We start from the raw sequence: 17,845 nt of genomic DNA, 5'->3' as shown, positions 1-17,845 counted from the left end.
GGGGCCGGGGGGGCGCGCCCCCCCCCCCGCCCCCCCCCCCCCCGCCACCCCCCCGCCGTCCGCCGAGCGTCCGCCGCACCAGCGGGACCACGGCGAGCCGCTGCCCGAGGGCGCCCGGACCGACAGCGCCGAGCCCGCTGCGGAGCCCAGCGGCGGGAGCCGGGGCGTGCGGACCGCGCCGCCGCTCGATCCCGGCGACCGGGACCGGCTGCTGTCCGGCGCGCACCACGACCCGCACGCGCTGCTCGGCGCCCACCCCGTGCGCGGCGGGGTGCTCTTCCGCGTCCTGCGCCCGTACGCGAAGGCCGTCACCGTGCTCGCCAAGGGGCTGCGCGCCGACCTGCACGACGAGGGCGACGGCCTGTTCGGCGGCGTCCTGCCGCTGTCCGCGATCCCCGAGTACGAGCTGCTGGTCTCCTACGACGACAACGATGTGACCGTGCACGACCCGTACCGCTTCCTGCCCGCCGTCGGCGAACTGGACCTCCACCTGTTCGGCGAGGGCCGCCACGAGGAGCTGTGGCAGGCGATGGGCGCGATGCCGATGGTGCACCAGGAGGTGACCGGGACGCGCTTCACCGTCTGGGCGCCGAACGCCCGCGGCGTGCGCGTCGTCGGCAACTTCAACTACTGGGACGGCACCGGTTTCCCGATGCGCTCGCTCGGGTCGTCCGGGGTGTGGGAGCTGTTCCTGCCGGGGATCGGCGAGGGCGAGCTGTACAAGTTCGAGATCACCCGGCCGGACGGTACGCGGACGCTGCGCGCCGACCCGATGGCGCGCCGTACGGAGTGCCCGCCCGCCAACGCCTCCGTCGTGCACGCCTCGCACCACCGGTGGCAGGACGCGGCGTGGATGGAGCGGCGCGCCGAGCGGCCGGTGCACGCGGCGCCGTTCTCCGTCTACGAGGTGCACCTCGGCTCGTGGCGCCCGGGGCTGACGTACCGGCAGCTCGCGCAGCAGCTGCCCGCCTACGTCAAGGACCTGGGCTTCACCCACGTCGAGCTGATGCCCGTCGCCGAGCACCCCTTCGGCGGCTCCTGGGGCTACCAGGTCACCGGCTTCTACGCGCCGACCGCCCGGATGGGCACCCCCGACGACTTCAAGTACCTGGTCGACGCGCTGCACCGGGCCGGGATCGGCGTCCTGATGGACTGGGTGCCCGCGCACTTCCCGCGCGACGAATGGGCGCTGGCGGAGTTCGACGGGCGGCCGCTGTACGAGCACGAGGACCCGGCGCGGGCCGCGCACCCCGACTGGGGGACGCTGGAGTTCGACTACGGGCGCGCCGAGGTGCGCAACTTCCTGGTCGCCAACGCCGTGTACTGGTGCGAGGAGTTCCACATCGACGGCCTGCGGGTGGACGCCGTGGCCTCCATGCTCTACCTCGACTACTCCCGCGAGAGCGGCGAATGGACGCCCAACGTGCACGGCGGGCGGGAGAACCTGGACGCGGTGGCCTTCCTCCAGGAGATGAACGCGACCGTCTACCGGCGCTGCCCCGGCGTGGTCACCGTTGCCGAGGAGTCCACCGCCTGGGACGGCGTCACCCGGGCCACCCATCACGTGGGGCCCGGCGGCTTCGGCGGGCTCGGCTTCGGGCTGAAGTGGAACATGGGCTGGATGCACGACTCGCTGGGCTATGTGAGCAAGGAGCCGGTGCACCGCAAGTACCACCACAACGAGATGACGTTCTCGATGGTGTACGCGTACTCCGAGAACTATGTGCTGCCGATCTCCCACGACGAGGTGGTGCACGGCAAGCGGTCGCTGGTCTCCAAGATGCCCGGCGACTGGTGGCAGCAGCGGGCCACACACCGGGCGTACCTGGGCTACATGTGGGCGCACCCGGGCAAACAGCTGCTCTTCATGGGGCAGGAGTTCGCGCAGGGCGCCGAGTGGGCGGAGGGCCATGGCCCCGACTGGTGGCTGCTGGACCCGTCGTACTCCGCCGAGCCGGACCACCGGGGCGTACGGGACCTGGTCCGCGACCTGAACCACCGGTACGCGGACACCCCCGCGCTGTGGGAGCAGGACACCGTGCCGGAGGGCTTCTCCTGGATCGACGGCGGCGCCAGCGAGGACAACGTCTTCTCCTTCCTGCGCTACGGCACCGACGGCACGCCGCTGCTGGCGGTCTCCAACTTCTCGCCCGTGGTGCGGCACGCGTACCCGATCGGGGTGCCGGAGGACGTGGCGGCCTGGCGGGAGGTGCTGAACACCGACGACGTCCGGTACGGCGGGAGCGGGGTCGCCAACCCGGAGCCGCTGGTGCCCGACGCGACCGTGCCGTGGAACGGGCGGCCGGCGTCGATCACGCCGGTGCTGCCGCCGCTGGCGACGGTGTGGATGCGGCCGGTGTGAGAGGGACGGGCGGGGCGGGCTTCCGCCCCGCCCCGGTCAGCCGCCCATGGCCCGCTTCCAGCCGTCCAGGAAGGGCGCCTCGGCCGGGTCCGGGCGGTCGGACGCGTTCAGGACGCGGTGCCAGTACGGGTAGTAGGCGGGCAGCTGGGAGAGTCCGGTGAGCCGGGCGGTCTCGTCCTCGGTCAGCCGCAGCTCGGTGGCGGCGAGGTCGTCGCGCAGCTGCTCCTCGTCACGGGCGCCGATCACCAGGCCGGTGACGCCGGGACGGCCGAGCAGCCAGGCGAGCACCACCCGGGGTACGGACGTGCCGTGCGCCTCGGCGATCCCGGCCAGGCACTCGATGATGTCGTACGCCCGCTCCTTGTCGACCACATGCGGCTCGGGCCAGTCGGTGCCCTGCCGGGTGGTGGACGGCACCGGCTGCCCGCGCCGCACCTTGCCGCTGAGCAGCCCCTCCCCCAGCGGGCTCCAGACCAGGGTGCCCAGGCCCTGGTCCAGGGCGGCCGGGAGGATCTCGTACTCCGCCTCGCGGGCCTCGGGCGTGTAGTAGACCTGCTGGGCCACCGGCGCGGTCAGGCCGTGCAGCCGCGCCGTGTACAGCGTCTTCATGATCTGCCAGCCATTGAAGTTCGAGAGGCCGACATAGCGGACCTTGCCGTCGGCGACCAGCCGGTCCAGGGCGGTCAGGGTCTCCTCGACGGGCGTCTGGCCGTCCCACTGGTGCAGATAGAGCAGGTCCAGGTGGTCGGTCTGGAGGCGGCGCAGGCTGCGCTCCACCTCCCGCAGGACGCTGTACGCGGACGCGCCGCCCTCGTTGGGTCCCTCGCCCACCTGCATCCGGACCTTCGAGGCGAGCAGCACGTCGTCCCGGCGGCCGCGCAGCGCCTCGCCGGTGATCTCCTCGGCCTGCCCGAAGGAGTACATGTTCGCGGTGTCGATCATGTTCACACCGGCGTCCAGCGCGATGTCGAACAGCCGCCGGGCGTCGTCCGCACCGAGCCCGCCGATCTGCGCGAACTGCTCCCGCGCGCCCACGTTGAGGGTGCCGAGCACGAGCCGGGACACCTTCAGGCCCGACCGCCCGAGCGTGCGGTACTCCACGGTTCCTCCTCGGCCGACGGTACGGATGCCGCTCCGCGATCAACCGTAGGCGCGCGACCGGCGGGACGCACGGCAGGCCGGGCGCGGCGTGGCCGCGTACGGGGGCGGCGTGGCCGCGTACAGGCGCGGCTCAGTCCGTGTCCCCGGCCGGCTCCGTATCCCCGGTCAGCTCGGCACGCAGCCGGGCCAGGTGCGCCAGCCACTCCTGGCCGCCGTCCGACTCGTCCCACAGCTCGGCCAGCTCGGAGTCCGGCGCCAGCACCCGGTCCAGGGCGTGCACCGCGAGCACGGCGAGCCGGCGCGGCGGCTCGGGGACCGTCAGGTCCGGGGCGTACACGGGATCGGCCGGAGTCGTGCCGCCCGCGCGGGCGGCGGCTATCAGGGCCGCGGCGGCCACGGCCATCTGGCCTTCCGGGGCCTCCAGATAATCCCGCTCGGCGGCGGCCGTCGACAGCACACCCCGTATCGCGCCGAGCCGCCGCTCCACCGGCATGGCCCCAGGTCATCCAGCAGATCCGCCGCCCCGTCATTACCGAACGGCCCCATGTCCCACGTCCCCATCAGCCTTCGCCCCTCAGTAGTCCCCACCCCAACGCGCCCGCACCACCACCGGGCCGATTGCATCGTGGCATCTGCCACTGACAATTGGCACGGTGATGGTGTGCGGGACCGGGGAGGTGCGGCTCAGCCGCGCGAGGACACGCCGCCGCTGCCCGCCGGGACCGGTTCGCGGGCGGCTTCCTGGCCGGCTTCCCGGCCCGCGTCCGGCTGCTGTGTGCGGCGGCGACGGGGCAGGAGTACGACGACCAGGACCGTTCCCACGCCGAGGACGACCGCGCCGATCAGGCTGGTGTGTGCCACCGCGTCGGAGAACGCCCCGCGTACCGCGTCCGCGACCGTCTGGGCCTGCTGGAGGCCGAGGGCCTGGGCCTTCTCGGGGCCCACCTTGGGGGCGGCGCCGCTCGCGACCTGCTTGCCGACCTCCTTGGCCACCGCGAGGCCGGCGCCCACCGAGTCCTGGGCGGTGGACAGGGCGTTGCCGGGCAGCTTCGGGCCGCCGTGTGCCGCGGCCGAGGCCGCCGCGTCGGACAGCTTGGAGGAGTAGGTGCTCGCCAGGACGGAGCCGAGGATGGCGATGCCGAGCGAGCCGCCCAGCTCGATGGAGGTGTCGTTGACCGCGCCGCCGACGCCGAGCTGGTCCTCGGGGAAGGCGCCCATGATGGCGTCCGTGCACGGCGACAGGGACAGGCCGATGGCCAGGCCCAGCACGATCAGCGGGGCGAGGAAGTCCCCGTACGAGGAACCGGCGTCCACGCGGGTGAGCAGGGCGAGGGCGACCGTGCCGCCGACCATGCCGGTGGTGACGGTGACCTTCATGCCGAGGCGCGGCGTCAGGAACCCGGTCAGCGCGGCGCCCACGAAGACGGCGCCGGCCAGCGGCAGCATCCGTATGCCGGTGTCCAGCGGGGAGTAGCCCAGGACGAACTGGAGGTGCTGGGTGAGGTAGTAGAACGCGCCGAAGACCGCGAGGAAGAAGAGCGCCACGGCGAGGTTGGCACCGGCGAAGCCGCGGTGGGCGAAGCGGCGTACGTCCAGGACGGGGCGCGGGTGGCGCAGCTCCCAGACGACGAACAGGACCAGGCCGACGCCTGCGGCCACCGCGGCGCCGATGGCGCGGGCGTCCCAGCCGAAGTGCGGGCCCTGGATGAGCATGTAGATCAGCGAGCCGACCCAGACGACGGACAGCAGACCGCCGACGTAGTCGAGGCGGTCGCTGTGGCCCGCCTTGGAGGCCGGGACGACCAGCAGCGCGCCGATGATGCCGAGCGCCGCGACCGGCACGTTGATCAGGAAGGACGAGGCCCAGCCGTGGTCCTCCAGAAGGGCGCCGGCGACGAGCGGGCCGACGGCGATGGCGAGACCCGCGGTCGCGGTCCAGATGGTGATGGCCAGCGCCCGTTCGCCGCGCGGGAAGGTGGCGGCCAGCAGGGACAGCGTCGCAGGCATGATCATGGCCGCGCCCACGCCCATCACGGCGCGCGCGGCGATGACGCCGCCGGAACTGTCCACCAGGGCGCCCGCGACCGAGCCGCCCGCGAACACCAGCAGGCCGAGGAGCAGCGCCCCGCGGCGGCTGTACTTGTCGCCGACCGCGCCGAGCATCAGCATCAGCGCGGCGTACGGGACGGTGTAGGCGTCGATCACCCACTGCAGGTCGGAGCTGCTCAGGCCCAGGTCGGCGGTCATGTCGGGGGCCGCGACGGTGAGCGAGGTGTTCGCCATCACGATGATCAGCAGGCTCAGGCACAGCACGCCCAGGGCCCACCAGCGCTTCGTATAGGGCCGGTCCGTGTCCTGGACCGGCCGGGTCTCCGCAGGAGCCACCCGATTCACCCTGTCTCTCCCCACACTCTCGACGGCATGCCCGGAGCGCGCACGATCTTGCACACGCATGAGCAATTACACAACGATGTGCAATTTACGTCGCTGCACAACGATGTGCAAAATGAGAGGAGAGCGGGACCGTGCCCGTACGCGTCCGCCGACCGAGGAGCCGCCGCGCCATGACCGCACCGACCAGCCGGGCCCACGCCAACCGCCGCCGGATCATGGACATCGCACTGGCCGAACTGCTGCGGCACCCGGACGCGACCATGGACCAGATCGCGCGGGCCGCGGGCGTGGTGCGGCGCACCGTCTACGGGCACTTCCCCAGCCGGGAGGCACTGATCACCGCACTGACGGACGCCGCCGTGGACGATGTGACGACCGCCTTCGCCGACCACACGGCCGACCCGTCCGAACCCGCCGACGTGGCACTGGCGCGGGCCACCCTCGCCGCGTGGGAGTGCGCCGACCGCTACCGGCTGCTGGTCTCGCTCGCCCAGTGCAGCGTCACCGACGCGGGCATCCGGGCCCGCCTGGAACCCGTACGCCGCCGCGCGACCACCATCCTGGAGCGCGGCCTGGAGGCGGGCCTGTTCCACTCCCCGCTCACCCCGGGCGCACTGGCCCACGTACACGAACACATGCTGTTCGGCCTCATGCAGGCAGTGAACGACGGCGACCTGAACGCCGAGGCCGCCGGCCACGCGGCGGCGGAGACGGTGCTGGCGGCATCGGGAGTGCCGGGCGAGCGGGCGACGGAGGCGGTACGGGTGGCGGAGGAGACGAGGGGGGCAGGGGTGCTTTCGGGGGCAACGACGGCAACAACGGGCTGAGGGACACGCGAAAGGGCTCCGGTGGGCGCGCGCCCACCGGAGCCCCGGTTCCCGGCCTGAGGGGCCGCGGAGACCGCAGAGTTCTCAGACCTTCGCCGGCTCCTTGGCCACCTCGACCCCCGACTCCTCGACCCCATGCCCGTCCGCACTCAACGTCCGCTCGTCGAACGGCAGCCGCCCGGCGAGCACCTCGTCCACCCGGGGCCGGTCGATCTCCTTCGTCCAGGTGCCGATCAGGACCGTGGCGACCGCGTTGCCCGCGAAGTTGGTCAGGGCGCGGGCCTCGCTCATGAAGCGGTCGATGCCGACGATCAGGCCGACGCCGTCGACCAGTTCGGGGCGGTGCGACTGGAGGCCGCCGGCCAGGGTCGCGAGGCCGGCGCCGGTGACACCCGCCGCGCCCTTGGAGGCGATGATCATGAAGACGAGCAGCGAGACCTGCTGGCCGATCGACAGCGGGCTGCCCATCGCCTCCGCGATGAACAGGGAGGACATCGTCAGGTAGATGGCGGTGCCGTCGAGGTTGAAGCTGTAGCCGGTCGGCACGGTGATGCCGACGACCGGCTTGCTGACGCCCAGGTGCTCCATCTTCGCGATCAGCCGCGGCAGCGCGGACTCGGAGGAGGAGGTGGACAGGATCAGCAGGAACTCCCGGCCCAGGTACTTCAGCAGGGCGAAGATGTTCACCCCGGCTATCAGGCGCAGCAGCGTGCCGAGGACGACGATCACGAACAGCAGGCAGGTCACGTAGAAGCCGACCATGATGACGGCGAGCGACTTCAGCGCGTCCACACCGGTCGCGCCGACCACCGCGGCCATCGCGCCGAACGCGCCCACCGGCGCGGCCCACATGATCATCGACAGCACGCGGAAGACCAGGCGCTGGAGGTGCCCGATGCCGCGCAGCACGGGCTCGCCGGAGGCGCCCATCGCCTGGAGGGCGAAGCCGACGAGCAGCGCCACCAGCAGCGTTTGCAGCACCTCGCCGTGGGTGAGCGCCGAGACCAGCGTCTCCGGGATGATGCCCAGCAGGAAGTCCGTGGTGGACTCGGCGCCGCCCTTGGTCTGGGCCTGCCCCGCGTGCCGCAGCGACTCGGTCAGGTGGAGGCCGGAGCCGGGCTCCAGGATGTTGCCCACCACCAGGCCGATGGCCAGCGCGACCGTCGACATGATCATGAAGTAGCCCAGTGCCAGGCCGCCGACCGCGCCGACCTTGGCGGCCTTGCGGACCGATCCGACGCCCAGCACGATCGTGCAGAAGATCACCGGCGAGATCATCATCTTGATGAGGTTCACGAAGCCGGTGCCCAGCGGCTTGAGCCCGACGGCGAAGCCGGGGGCCGCGAAGCCCACGGCGATGCCGGCGAGCACGGCGACGATCACGGCGATGTAGAGGTAGTGCGTCCGATCCCGCTTCTGTCGCGGTGCGGTCTCCTCGGTCGTCCCCCCGGACGGTGGGCTCTGTGCGGCCACGGCTGACTCCTCGGTCTTCGGTTCTGCGCCGGTCTGCGGCTCTGCAACCCGTACGCGGCCCGTGTCGTGCCGGTACGCGGCCCGTACGCAGAACAGTCCCGGTGACTATGCACGCCGTTGTGGCGCCCGTCACCCTTGCGTGCATTTCGTTCACGCATAAAGGAGCGGGCACACTGGCGCGCATGCGAAGTTCCCGCCGTGGGGATCCGCCGCGTGCCGCGCGCGGTGCGTCCGGCCTGCCCCGTCCGCGCGTCCGGTGGCCGCGCAGCCTGGCCGGGCAGCTGTTCGCCGTGCAGGCGGTGCTGGTCGGCGTGGTGGTGGCGGGGTGCCTGGTGTTCGCGTACGCGGGTGCCGGGCGGCAGGCGCGGGAGACCGCGCGGCGGCAGACGACGGCGGTGGCCACCGCGGTCGCCGACGCGCCAGCGGTGGCGCGGGCGGTGCGCTCGGCGGACCCGACGGCGGAGCTCCAGCCGTACACCGAGCGGCTGCGGCGGGACGCCGGGGTCGACTTCATTGTGGTCATGGACACGGCAGGAAAGCGGTGGACGCACCCCGAGCCGTCCGCCATCGGCCGTACCTACCTCGGCCAGACCGCCCAGGCGCTGGCCGGGCAGACCTTCACCGAGACCCACCTCGGCCGGCTCGGGCAGTCCGTGCGGGTCATCACGCCGGTACGGGACCAGGAGCACGGCGGGCGGATCGTCGCCCTGGTCAGCTGCGGCATCACCGTCGAGACGATCAGTGACGGGCTGCGGCGGGAGGCCATGACGCTGGCCGCCGTCGCGGCCGGCGCGCTCGCGCTCGGCGGCCTCGGTACGTACCTCGTCAACGCGCGGCTGCGGCGGCACACCCACGGGATGAACGCCGCCGAGCTGAGCCGCCTGCACGACTACCACGAGGCGGCGCTGCACGCGGTGCGCGAGGGGCTGCTGATGCTGGACGGGCAGCGGCGGGTGGCGCTCGTCAACGACGCGGCGCGCGAGCTGCTCGGACTGCGCGAAGAGCCGGTCGGCCGGCCGGTCGACGCGCTGGGCCTGCCGGACGGCCTCACCGCCACCCTGCTCTCCCCCGCCCCGCACACCGACGAACTCCACCTCACCCACGACCGGGTCCTGGTCGTCAACACCTCGCCGGTCTCCGGCGGCGAGCGGCGCGGCACGGTCGTCACCCTGCGCGACCACACGGAGCTCCAGGCGCTCTCCGGCGAACTGGACTCCGTACGCGGCGTCACCCGCGCGCTGCGCTCCCAGGCGCACGAGGCCGCCAACCGGCTGCACACCGTCGTCTCCCTGGTCGAACTGGGCCGTACGGAGCAGGCCGTGGAGTTCGCCACCGCCGAACTGGAACTTGCCCAGGCGCTCACCGACCAGGTCGTCGGCGCGGTCGCCGAACCCGTCCTGGCCGCACTCCTCCTGGGCAAGGCGGCCCAGGCCAACGAGCACGGCGTCGAGCTGGTCCTCACCCCGGACAGCCGCATCGACGACGGTGTCCTGCCCGCCGCCCTGCCGCCGCGCGACCTGGTCACGGTCCTCGGCAACCTCCTGGACAACGCGATCGAGGCGGCGCCGGAGGGCACCCGCGTGCGGGTCACGGCGCTGGCCGACGGCGGGGAACTGCTGCTGCGGGTGGCGGACGGCGGGGACGGGTTCCGGGGCGTCGAGGATGCCGAGGACGTGTTCCGGTGGGGATGGAGCACGAAGGAGGGCGGGGGCCGGGGGCTCGGGCTGGCGCTCGTACGACAGGCCGTGCGCCGGCACGGCGGGACCGTGGAGGTGGGCGCGTCCCCGGAGGGCGGCGCCGAGTTCACCGTGCGGCTGCCGCTGCGGGCCGGGGCGGACGCCGCGGCCGGCACCGGAGCGGGTGCCGGCCGGTGAACGACTCCCGTGCCGAACCGCTGCGCGTGCTCGTCGTCGAGGACGACCCCGTCGCGGCCGACGCCCACGCCCTCTATGTGGGCCGGGTGCCCGGCTTCGCCGTGTCCGGGACCGTGCGCTCCGTCGCCGGTGCCCGCCGGCACCTCGACCACCACGCCGTCGACCTGCTCCTGCTGGACCTCTACCTGCCGGACGGCCACGGCCTGGCGTTCGTACGGTCGTTGCGCGCCGCCGGGCACGCCGCCGACGTCATCGCCGTCACCTCGGCGCGGGACCTGGCCGTCGTACGGGAGGGTGTCTCGCTCGGTGTGGTGCAGTACGTACTCAAGCCGTTCACGTTCGCCACGCTGCGCGACCGGCTGCTGCGGTACGCCGCCTTCCGCGCCGCGGCCGGGGAGGCGAGCGGTCAGGACGAGGTGGACCGGGCCATCGCGGCGCTGCGCTCGCCGCAGCCCGCGGCACTGCCCAAGGGACTGACCGCGGCGACGCTGCGCGTGGTGACCGACGCGCTGCGCGCCGCCCCCGGCGGCCTCAGCGCCACCGCGGCGGCCGACGCGATCGGCATCTCCCGTATCACGGCCCGCCGTTATCTCGAACACCTCGTCGAGACGGGCCGCGCGGCGCGTGCCCCGCAGTACGGACAGGTGGGGCGCCCCGAATTGCGCTACCGCTGGTCGGGGCATTGACCCCGCTTTTGTCCCTGACTTACGGTCACCGGGCAGCAACGCCGTGCCCATGTGGAGGTCATGCCGTGCGCCGCATCGCTCCGATGGCTCTGCTCACCGCCGCCGTGCTGGCCGCCGGCACGCTCACCGCCTGCGGCCAAGGCTCGGGAGGCGACAAGAACACGCTCAAGGTCGCCTTCCCCAAGGACACCAACAACAAGGTCACGGTCCGGGACGACTACGTCGAACTGGTGGCCCGCGCGTTCGAGAAGGCGAACCCCGGCAAGAAGGTCAAGCTGATCCCGATCCAGGCGTCCGAGAACGACTACTACGCCAAGATCCAGCAGATGATGCGCTCCCCGAAGACCGCCCCCGACCTGGTCTACGAGGACACCTTCCTGATCAACTCCGACATCGCGGCCGGGCTGCTGCGCCCACTGGACCCGTACCTCGGGAAGTGGGCGGACTGGAAGCAGTTCGAACCGGCCGCGAAGGCCGCCGCCCGGGGGCAGGACGGCAGGACGTACGGCGTACCGGACGGCACCGACACCCGGGGCCTGTGGTTCAACAAGAAGATCTTCAAGAAGGCGGGGCTGCCGCAGGACTGGCAGCCGAAGACCTGGGACGAGGTGCTGGCCGCGGCCCGCACCATCAAGCGCAAGGTGCCCGGCGTCATCCCGCTGAACGTCTTCACCGGCAAGGGCGCGGGCGAGGCCGCCGTGATGCAGGGCTTCGAGATGCTGCTGTACGGCACGGGCAAGGACCAGCTCTACGACCCGGCGACGAAGAAGTGGGTCACCGGGACCAAGGGCTTCCGGGACAGCCTGGAATTCCTGCGCACCGTGTACGGCGAGAAGCTGGGCCCCGACGTGTCCGACGCGCTCAGCCCCAACATCCAGACCAATGTCGCCACCGAGCTGATGCCGGAGGAGAAGCTGGCGATCGACCTGGACGGTTCGTGGCTGGGCCAGCAGTGGCAGCCCAAGGGCGGCGGGAAGCCGTGGCCCGAGTGGCCGACGGTGCTGGGCCGGGCGGCGTTTCCCACCCAGCACGGCGCGGCGCCGGGGAAGGTGAGCCTGGCGGGCGGCTGGACCTGGTCGGTGCCGCGCCAGTCGCAGCGCCCCGACCTCGCCTGGAAGCTGATCGAGACCTTCCAGACGAAGCACAACGCGGTGGAGTGGTGCGTGCGCGGCGCGCAGATCGCGGTGCGCAAGGACGTGGCCGCCGATCCCGCGTACCTGAAGTCACTGCCCGGCATCGGCTTCTTCACCGGCCTGGTGAAGATCAGCCAGTTCCGGCCCGCGCTGCCCGTCTACCCCAAGGTCTCGGCGGCGATCGGCGAGGCCATGGAGGCGGTCACCTCCGGTGACGCGTCGCCGAAGCAGGCCGCCGACGCCTACGACGAGCAGCTGAAATCCATCGTGGACGGCCGGACGGTCGCCAAGCCATGAGCCGCGCCGCCGCCACGGGCGCGTACGGTACGGCGGGCCGCGGCGCCCGGCCCCGCCGCCGGGCCCAGGCCCTGCTGCGCTGGTCGCCGCTCGCGCCCGCGACCGTCCTGCTGCTGCTCTTCCTCGCCGGGCCGATCGGCTACTGCGTCTACATCGCGTTCACCGACATGCAGCTGACCGGGCAGGAGTCCACGTCCTTCGTGGGCCTGGCCAACTTCCGGCGCGCGTTCGGCGATCCGGCGTTCCTGAACGCCGTGGTCCTGACGCTGGTCTTCACCCTGGTCTCGTCGATCCTCGGCCAGAACACGCTGGGCCTGGCGCTCGCCGCGCTGATGCGGCGCGCCTCCCGGCCCGTACGCACCCTGACGGGCGCGGTGGTCCTCACCGCCTGGGTGCTGCCGGAGATCGTCGCGGGCTTTCTGCTCTACACGTTCTTCGAGCGCCGCGGCACGCTCAACGCGATCCTCGACCAGCTCCATCTGCCGTCGCAGAACTGGCTGTTCACGCTGCCCATCCTGGCCGTGTCGTTCGCCAACGTCTGGCGCGGCACCGCCTTCTCGATGCTGATCTACTCGGCCGCGCTCTCCGAGATCCCCCAGGAGGTCACCGAGTCCGCCGAGGTGGACGGCGCGAGCGGCCGGCAGCGGCTGTGGCACATCACGCTGCCCATGATCCGCCGCTCCATCGGCACGAACCTGATGCTCAACACCCTCCAGACGCTGTCCGTCTTCGGGCTGATCTGGGCCATGACGCGCGGCGGCCCCGGCAGCCGGAGCCAGACGCTGCCGGTGTTCATGTACGACCAGGCGTTCCTGAAGTCGCTGATCGGGTACGGCACCGCCGTCGCCCTGCTGCTGCTCGTGGTGGGCGCCCTGTTCTCCGTCGTCTATCTGCGCCTGCTGCGCGAGGAGGTGTGACGCGGTGCCCGCACCGGCCGTCCGGCCCCTGCTGACCCGACGGGCCCGGCACCGCCTCGCGGCCGACGCGGCGCTGCTCGCCGTCACCGCCGCGTTCGCGGTACCGCTCGCCTGGCTGGTGCTCTCCTCGTTCGACACGGAGGCGACCCTGCGGGTGAAGGTGCCGGGCTCGCCGTCGCTGGAGAACTTCTCGGCCGTACTGACGGACGAGATCACCTTCACCCCGATGCTCAACAGCCTGCTGCTGTGCGGCAGCGCCACCACCCTGACGGTGGCCTGCGCGGCCCTGGCGGCCTACCCGCTCTCCCGCTACCGCTCCCGGTTCAGCCGCCCGTACCTGCTCACCATCCTGTTCTCCACCTGTCTGCCGATCACCGCGATCATGGTCCCGGTGTACGCGCTGTTCGTCCGGGTCAACCTGATCGACACCCTCTACGGCACCGCGCTCTTCCTCGCCACCGCCCAACTCCCCTTCGCGATCTGGCTGATGAAGAACTTCATGGACGGCATCCCCCGGGTGCTGGAGGAGGCCGCCTGGACCGACGGCGCCTCGTGGTTCCAGGCGCTGTGGCGGGTGATCCTGCCGCTGATGGGGCCGGGTGTCACGGTCGTGACGATCTACACCTTCGCCATCATGTGGGGCAACTTCTTCGTCCCGTTCCTGCTGCTCCTGTCCCCCGAGCAACTGCCCGCCTCCGTCAGCATCTTCACCTTCTTCGGCAACTACGGTGCCATCGCCTTCGGCCAGCTCGCGGCCTTCTCGATCCTGTACTCGACACCGGTCGTCCTGCTGTACGTGCTGATCTCGCGCCGGCTGGGCGGCGGGTTCGCGCTGGGCGGCGCGGTCAAGGGCTGACCCCCTCTCCCGTAGGAGGCTCATGTGAGACCGAGACCCATCGCGGTACGCCGCTTTCTGACCGTATTGGCCACCACCGCGCTCATCGCCCTGGCCGCCGCGCCTCCGGCCGCGGCCGCTCCTGAAGGCGCCCCCTCCCGTACGGCCGCCACCGCGATCCGCGGCGGCAACACCCTCTACAGCGCGGCGGGCCGTTGCACGGTCGGCTTCAACGCCACCAAGGCGGGCACGTACTACGCGCTCATGGCGGGCCGCTGCGTGGGCGGCGCCAAGGACTGGTACGCCGACGCGGCCCGTACCGTCCACGTCGGCGTGACCGAGGCGGTGCGCTTCCCCGGCACCGACTACGCCGTGATCCGCTACACCAACCCGGCCGTCGCCTACCCCGGCGAGATCGACATCGGCGGCAGCCACCTGGACATCACCGGCGCGGCGCAGCCCGCCGTGGGGCAGACGGTGTGCCTGCCCGGTTCCGCGTCGGCCGTCCACTGCGGGCCGGTCCGCGCCCTGAACGTGAGCGTGAGCTACCCCGAGGGCACGGTGTCCGGGCTCGTCGAGAGCGCCACCTGTGCCGAGCCGGGCGCGGTGGGCCGCCCCGCCGTCTCCGGCAGGACCGCGATCGGCATCCTCACCGGCGGCAGCGGCTCCTGCGCGTCCGGCGGCACCGCGTACCTCCAGCCGGTCCTCCCGGCGCTGCGGGCCTTCGGCCTGACCCTGCACTGAGCGGACCGCCCCGCGCCCGTCCCGCGGGCGCGGGCACGCCGCTCACTTGCAGTACCAGTCGGACGGCACACCCCGTGCCGTCCGCGCCCAGTGGCCCTTCCGGCTCAGCTCGCAGATCGTCCTGGCCGCCTGGCCCACCCTGGTGTACCACTCGCGGAGCGTGCCGTCCGCGCTGCCGCTGACCAGGGCCCGGCCGTCGGGCCGGAACGCCAGCGACAGCACGCCGCCGGTGTGCCCGGCGAGCACGGCCGTCGTGCTGCGCGCGGCCACGTCCCACAGCCGTACGGTGTCGTCGTCCCCGCCCGAGGCCAGCGTGCCGTCGACGCCGAACGCCAGCGAGGACACGCTGCTGGCGTGGCCGCGCAGGGTGCCGGCCTGCCGGCGCCCCGGCACGTCCCACAGCAGGATGTCGTGGTCGGTGCCGGACGTGGCCAGGGTCTTCCCGTCCCGGGAGAAGGCGGCGGCGAAGATCAGGTAGGAGCGGCCGGTGAACCGGGCGGTCTCTTCGAGGGTGGCCGCGTCCCGCAGCCGTACGGTGCCCTGGTTGCCGGCGTTCTCGGTGATCGCCAGCGTGCTGCCGCCCGGCGCGTAGGTGACGGTGGACCCGCTGCCCGCCAGCTTGCGCGCGGCCGTCCGCCGGTGCCCGGCCACGTCCCACAGGAACAGGTTGCGGTCGTCCCCGACGCTGGCCAGTCTCCTGCCGTCCGGCGAGAACGCCACCTGCCGCACGGTGTTGGTGTGCCCGCGCAGAGTGGCGAGCAGCCGTCCGGTGCGCACGTTCCACAGCCGGATCGTCCGGTCGGCGTGCACGGAGGCGAGGATGTCGCCCTTCGGCGAGAACACCAGCCCGCTGATCATCCCCTGCGGCGCGGCGAGCGTCCGCAGCGGCCGCGGCCGGTCGGCCGACCACAGCGTCAGCTCGCTGCCCGCCGCGGCGATGGTCCGGCCGTCCGGGGTCACCGCCACCGAGGTGATCGCGCTCTGCCGGCCGCCGACCGTCTCCGGGCCGGCAGCGGCGGCGCGCCACAGCCGTACCGTGCCCGTGTCGTCGTCCGAGGGCGCGGCCAGGGCCGAGCCGTCCGGCGCGTACGACAGCGCGCTCGCCGAGTCGATCCGGGCGGTGAACTTCTCGCGCGCGTTGCGGGAGTTGACGTCCCACAGCCGGACGATGCCGTCGTGGCTGGCCACGGCGAGGGTGGGGCGGTCCGGCGCCCAGGCCAGGGAGGTGATCCGGTCGGCCGTGCCGGTGAGTTCGCCTGCGGCGCGGCGCTCGGCGACGTCCCACAGCCGGACCGTACGGTCGCCGCCCCCGCTGGCGAGGGTGCTGCCGTCCCGGTTGAAGGCGAGTGCGTACACCGACTGGAGGTGGCCGGTGAGCGTGGCCAGCGGCCGGCGGGTGCGCGCGTCCCACAGCCGGACCGTACGGTCCTCGCCGGCCGACGCCAGCACCTTCCCGTCCGGCGAGAAGGCCACCGCCGTCACATTGCCGGTGTGCCCGGCGAGGTCGGCGACCGGGCGCCGCGCGGCCACGTCCCACAGCCGGACGGCGTTGCCGGTGCTGCCGGACGCGAGGGTGCGGCCGTCGCGGGAGAAGGACAGCGACATCACGCGGCCCACCGGGCCGGTGAGCACGCCGAGCAGACGGCGGCGCTGGACGTCCCACAGGCGTACGGTGCCGTCGTCCCCCGCGGTCGCCAGGATGCGGCCGTCCGGGCTGAAGGCGAGCGCGAAGACCGGGCCGACGTGGCCGATGAGGGTGCCGAGCATACGGTCGGTGACGGTGTCCCACAGCTTGACCGTGCGGTCCACCGAGCCGGTGGCCAGGGTACGGCCGTCCGGACTGTAGGCCACCGCGTTCACGACGCCGGTGTGCCCCGTGAACTGGTTGGAGCGGAAGGCGGCGTAGGCGCTGAGCAGGCTGCCCCGCGCCTCGGCCGTCGGCGCCTGCCGGTAGCCGTACAGCGCGGTCAGCGCCGCCGCCTGGGGCTGTTCCCGGCGCAGCTCGCCGGCCTCCGCCGCGTACTGCCGGGACACGGCGATACGGCGCTGCGCCTCGGCGTCCGCCTGCTGCTGGAAGGCGAGGCCCGCCGCGATCAGGGCGAGCACGAGGAGGGCGCCGAGCGTCGCGGTCAGCCAGCGCGCGCGGTGGCCCCGCCGCCGGTCGGCGCGGGTGGCGCTGCGCAGGAAGTCCTCTTCCAGGGCGTTGAGCGCGGAGCCGTGCGTACGGGCCCAGGTCTGCGCGCCCGCCAGCTGCGCGCCCCGGAACAGCGCGCCCGCGTCCCGGCCCAGTTCGTGCCACGTCTCGGCGGCGGCGGTGAGCCTGCGGTGGGTCCGCAGGGCCTCCCGGTCCTCGTCGAGCCAGTGCCGCAGCCGGGGCCAGGCGCGGATGACGGCCTCGTGGGCGACCTCGACCGTGTTGTCGGCCAGCACCACCAGCCGGGCGTCGGCCAGCCTGCGCAGCAGCCCGTCGATCTCGTGCGGGTCGGCCAGGCCCTCCAGTTCGCGGCGGGAGAGCCGGCGCCGGGTGTCCTCGGTGCCCTCGCCGAGCGCGGTCAGCCGCAGGAACACCGCCCGCATGACCTTGCGCTGCGCGGGCGCGGCCTCGTCGTACATCCGCTCGGCGGTCTGCGCGACGGCGCCGCGCATCCCGCCGGTGGCGCGGTAGTCGGCCAGCCGCAGGGTGTCGTCGCGGCGGCGGTGCCACGCCTCCCGCATCGCGTGCCCGACCAGCGGCAGCGCGCCCGGCTGCCCGGCCGCCTCGGCGAGCACCGTCTCCAGCAGGTCCGCGTCCACCTGGACGCCGCAGCGCACGGCGGGCTCGGCGATGATGTCGCGCAGCTCGGCGCGGCTGGGCGGCCCGACGGGCAGCTGGGCGGCGGAGCGGAGCACGGCGACCAGCCCGGGGTGGGTGAAGCAGCGGGCGTAGAAGTCGGCACGGATGCCGACGGCGATACGGATGCGCCGGTCGCCGGAGCGGGCCAGGTCGGCCACCGCGCCGAGGAACGCGGTGCGTTCGGCCTCGTCGGCGCAGAGGGTGAAGGCCTCCTCGAACTGGTCGATGACCAGCAGAGCGCGGGAGGCGTCGGACCGCCCGGCCAGCCAGGTGCGCAGGGCCAGATCGAGGGCGGCAGGGTCCTCGTCCATCCGGCGGCGGAGGGTGGCGGCTCGGGTCTCGGGGGGTTCAAGGGGATCGGTGGCGGGG

Annotated in this window: 13 protein-coding genes; 8 read left to right on the top strand and 5 right to left on the bottom strand. The window is 73.1% G+C overall.

What is annotated here, in order from left to right; translation table 11 throughout:
- Positions 1 to 166: 166 nt before the first annotated feature.
- Positions 167 to 2,362: a 1,4-alpha-glucan branching enzyme gene (glgB, locus tag ADK86_RS08510; protein WP_053696048.1), complete on the top strand. Its 2,196-nt coding sequence runs from the start codon at positions 167 to 169 to the stop codon at positions 2,360 to 2,362.
- 36 nt (positions 2,363 to 2,398) lie between these two features.
- Here the strand turns inward: glgB and ADK86_RS08505 are convergent, their stop codons facing one another.
- The 3 genes from ADK86_RS08505 to ADK86_RS08495 form a co-directional block, all read right to left on the bottom strand.
- Positions 2,399 to 3,463 carry an aldo/keto reductase gene (locus ADK86_RS08505; protein WP_053696047.1) on the bottom strand — a complete coding sequence of 355 codons (1,065 nt, stop codon included), beginning with the start codon at positions 3,461 to 3,463 and terminating at the stop codon, positions 2,399 to 2,401.
- Between the two features lie 130 nt (positions 3,464 to 3,593).
- On the bottom strand, positions 3,594 to 3,956 hold the full coding sequence (locus ADK86_RS08500) for a DUF4259 domain-containing protein (protein WP_053696046.1): 363 nt from the start codon (positions 3,954 to 3,956) through the stop codon (positions 3,594 to 3,596).
- Between the two features lie 191 nt (positions 3,957 to 4,147).
- Positions 4,148 to 5,848 (bottom strand): MFS transporter, encoded by a 1,701-nt coding sequence (locus ADK86_RS08495; protein WP_053696045.1) that lies wholly within the window; start codon positions 5,846 to 5,848, stop codon positions 4,148 to 4,150.
- 179 nt (positions 5,849 to 6,027) lie between these two features.
- Between ADK86_RS08495 and ADK86_RS08490 the strand changes: the two genes are divergently transcribed.
- On the top strand, positions 6,028 to 6,684 hold the full coding sequence (locus tag ADK86_RS08490) for a TetR/AcrR family transcriptional regulator (RefSeq protein WP_053696044.1): 657 nt from the start codon (positions 6,028 to 6,030) through the stop codon (positions 6,682 to 6,684).
- Positions 6,685 to 6,768: 84 nt separating this feature from the next.
- On the opposite strand, the gene ADK86_RS08485 is transcribed toward ADK86_RS08490, so the two are convergent.
- Positions 6,769 to 8,157, bottom strand: a complete 1,389-nt coding sequence (locus ADK86_RS08485) for a cation:dicarboxylate symporter family transporter (protein WP_053696043.1) — start codon at positions 8,155 to 8,157, stop codon at positions 6,769 to 6,771.
- Positions 8,158 to 8,339: 182 nt separating this feature from the next.
- Here ADK86_RS08485 and ADK86_RS08480 point away from each other — a divergent pair, with 182 nt between their 5' ends.
- From ADK86_RS08480 to ADK86_RS08455, 6 genes are all read left to right on the top strand, one after another.
- Complete coding sequence (locus ADK86_RS08480; RefSeq protein WP_078951939.1) at positions 8,340 to 10,031, top strand: ATP-binding protein; 1,692 nt, start codon at positions 8,340 to 8,342, stop codon at positions 10,029 to 10,031.
- Positions 10,028 to 10,717, top strand: a complete 690-nt coding sequence (locus tag ADK86_RS08475) for a response regulator (protein WP_078951938.1) — start codon at positions 10,028 to 10,030, stop codon at positions 10,715 to 10,717. Before ADK86_RS08480 ends, ADK86_RS08475 begins: the two co-directional genes overlap by 4 nt.
- 65 nt (positions 10,718 to 10,782) lie before the next feature.
- Positions 10,783 to 12,147, top strand: a complete 1,365-nt coding sequence (locus ADK86_RS08470; RefSeq protein WP_053696042.1) for an extracellular solute-binding protein — start codon at positions 10,783 to 10,785, stop codon at positions 12,145 to 12,147.
- Positions 12,144 to 13,064, top strand: coding sequence for a carbohydrate ABC transporter permease (locus tag ADK86_RS08465; RefSeq protein ID WP_199834371.1), 921 nt, complete (start codon positions 12,144 to 12,146; stop codon positions 13,062 to 13,064). The genes ADK86_RS08470 and ADK86_RS08465 overlap by 4 nt, the downstream gene beginning before the upstream one ends.
- Positions 13,065 to 13,068: 4 nt before the next feature.
- The gene (locus ADK86_RS08460; RefSeq protein ID WP_053696041.1) at positions 13,069 to 13,920 is read left to right on the top strand and encodes a carbohydrate ABC transporter permease; all 852 of its coding nucleotides are present in this window, start codon (positions 13,069 to 13,071) and stop codon (positions 13,918 to 13,920) included.
- Between the two features lie 24 nt (positions 13,921 to 13,944).
- Positions 13,945 to 14,643, top strand: coding sequence for a S1 family peptidase (locus ADK86_RS08455; protein WP_053696040.1), 699 nt, complete (start codon positions 13,945 to 13,947; stop codon positions 14,641 to 14,643).
- 42 nt (positions 14,644 to 14,685) lie between these two features.
- Here the strand turns inward: ADK86_RS08455 and ADK86_RS08450 are convergent, their stop codons facing one another.
- The gene (locus ADK86_RS08450) at positions 14,686 to 17,787 is read right to left on the bottom strand and encodes a WD40 repeat domain-containing protein (RefSeq protein WP_053696039.1); all 3,102 of its coding nucleotides are present in this window, start codon (positions 17,785 to 17,787) and stop codon (positions 14,686 to 14,688) included.
- Positions 17,788 to 17,845: the final 58 nt, after the last annotated feature.

This window comes from Streptomyces sp. NRRL F-5755 (assembly GCF_001279365.1).
In the GTDB taxonomy this organism is placed as follows: domain Bacteria; phylum Actinomycetota; class Actinomycetes; order Streptomycetales; family Streptomycetaceae; genus Streptomyces; species Streptomyces rimosus.
Note: the sequence above shows the minus strand (reverse complement) of the source record. Positions and strands in the feature narration are given on the sequence as shown.

What these genes read in the sequence shown, in the direction of transcription:
- ADK86_RS08490 (WP_053696044.1), top strand. Translation starts at nt 6,028, where the DNA reads ATGACCGCACCGACCAGCCGGGCCCACGCCAACCGCCGCCGGATCATG.
- ADK86_RS08465 (WP_199834371.1), top strand. Translation starts at nt 12,144, where the DNA reads ATGAGCCGCGCCGCCGCCACGGGCGCGTACGGTACGGCGGGCCGCGGC.
- ADK86_RS08450 (WP_053696039.1), bottom strand. Translation starts at nt 17,787, where the DNA reads ATGGACGAGGACCCTGCCGCCCTCGATCTGGCCCTGCGCACCTGGCTG.
- ADK86_RS08500 (WP_053696046.1), bottom strand. Translation starts at nt 3,956, where the DNA reads ATGCCGGTGGAGCGGCGGCTCGGCGCGATACGGGGTGTGCTGTCGACG.
- ADK86_RS08480 (WP_078951939.1), top strand. Translation starts at nt 8,340, where the DNA reads ATGCGAAGTTCCCGCCGTGGGGATCCGCCGCGTGCCGCGCGCGGTGCG.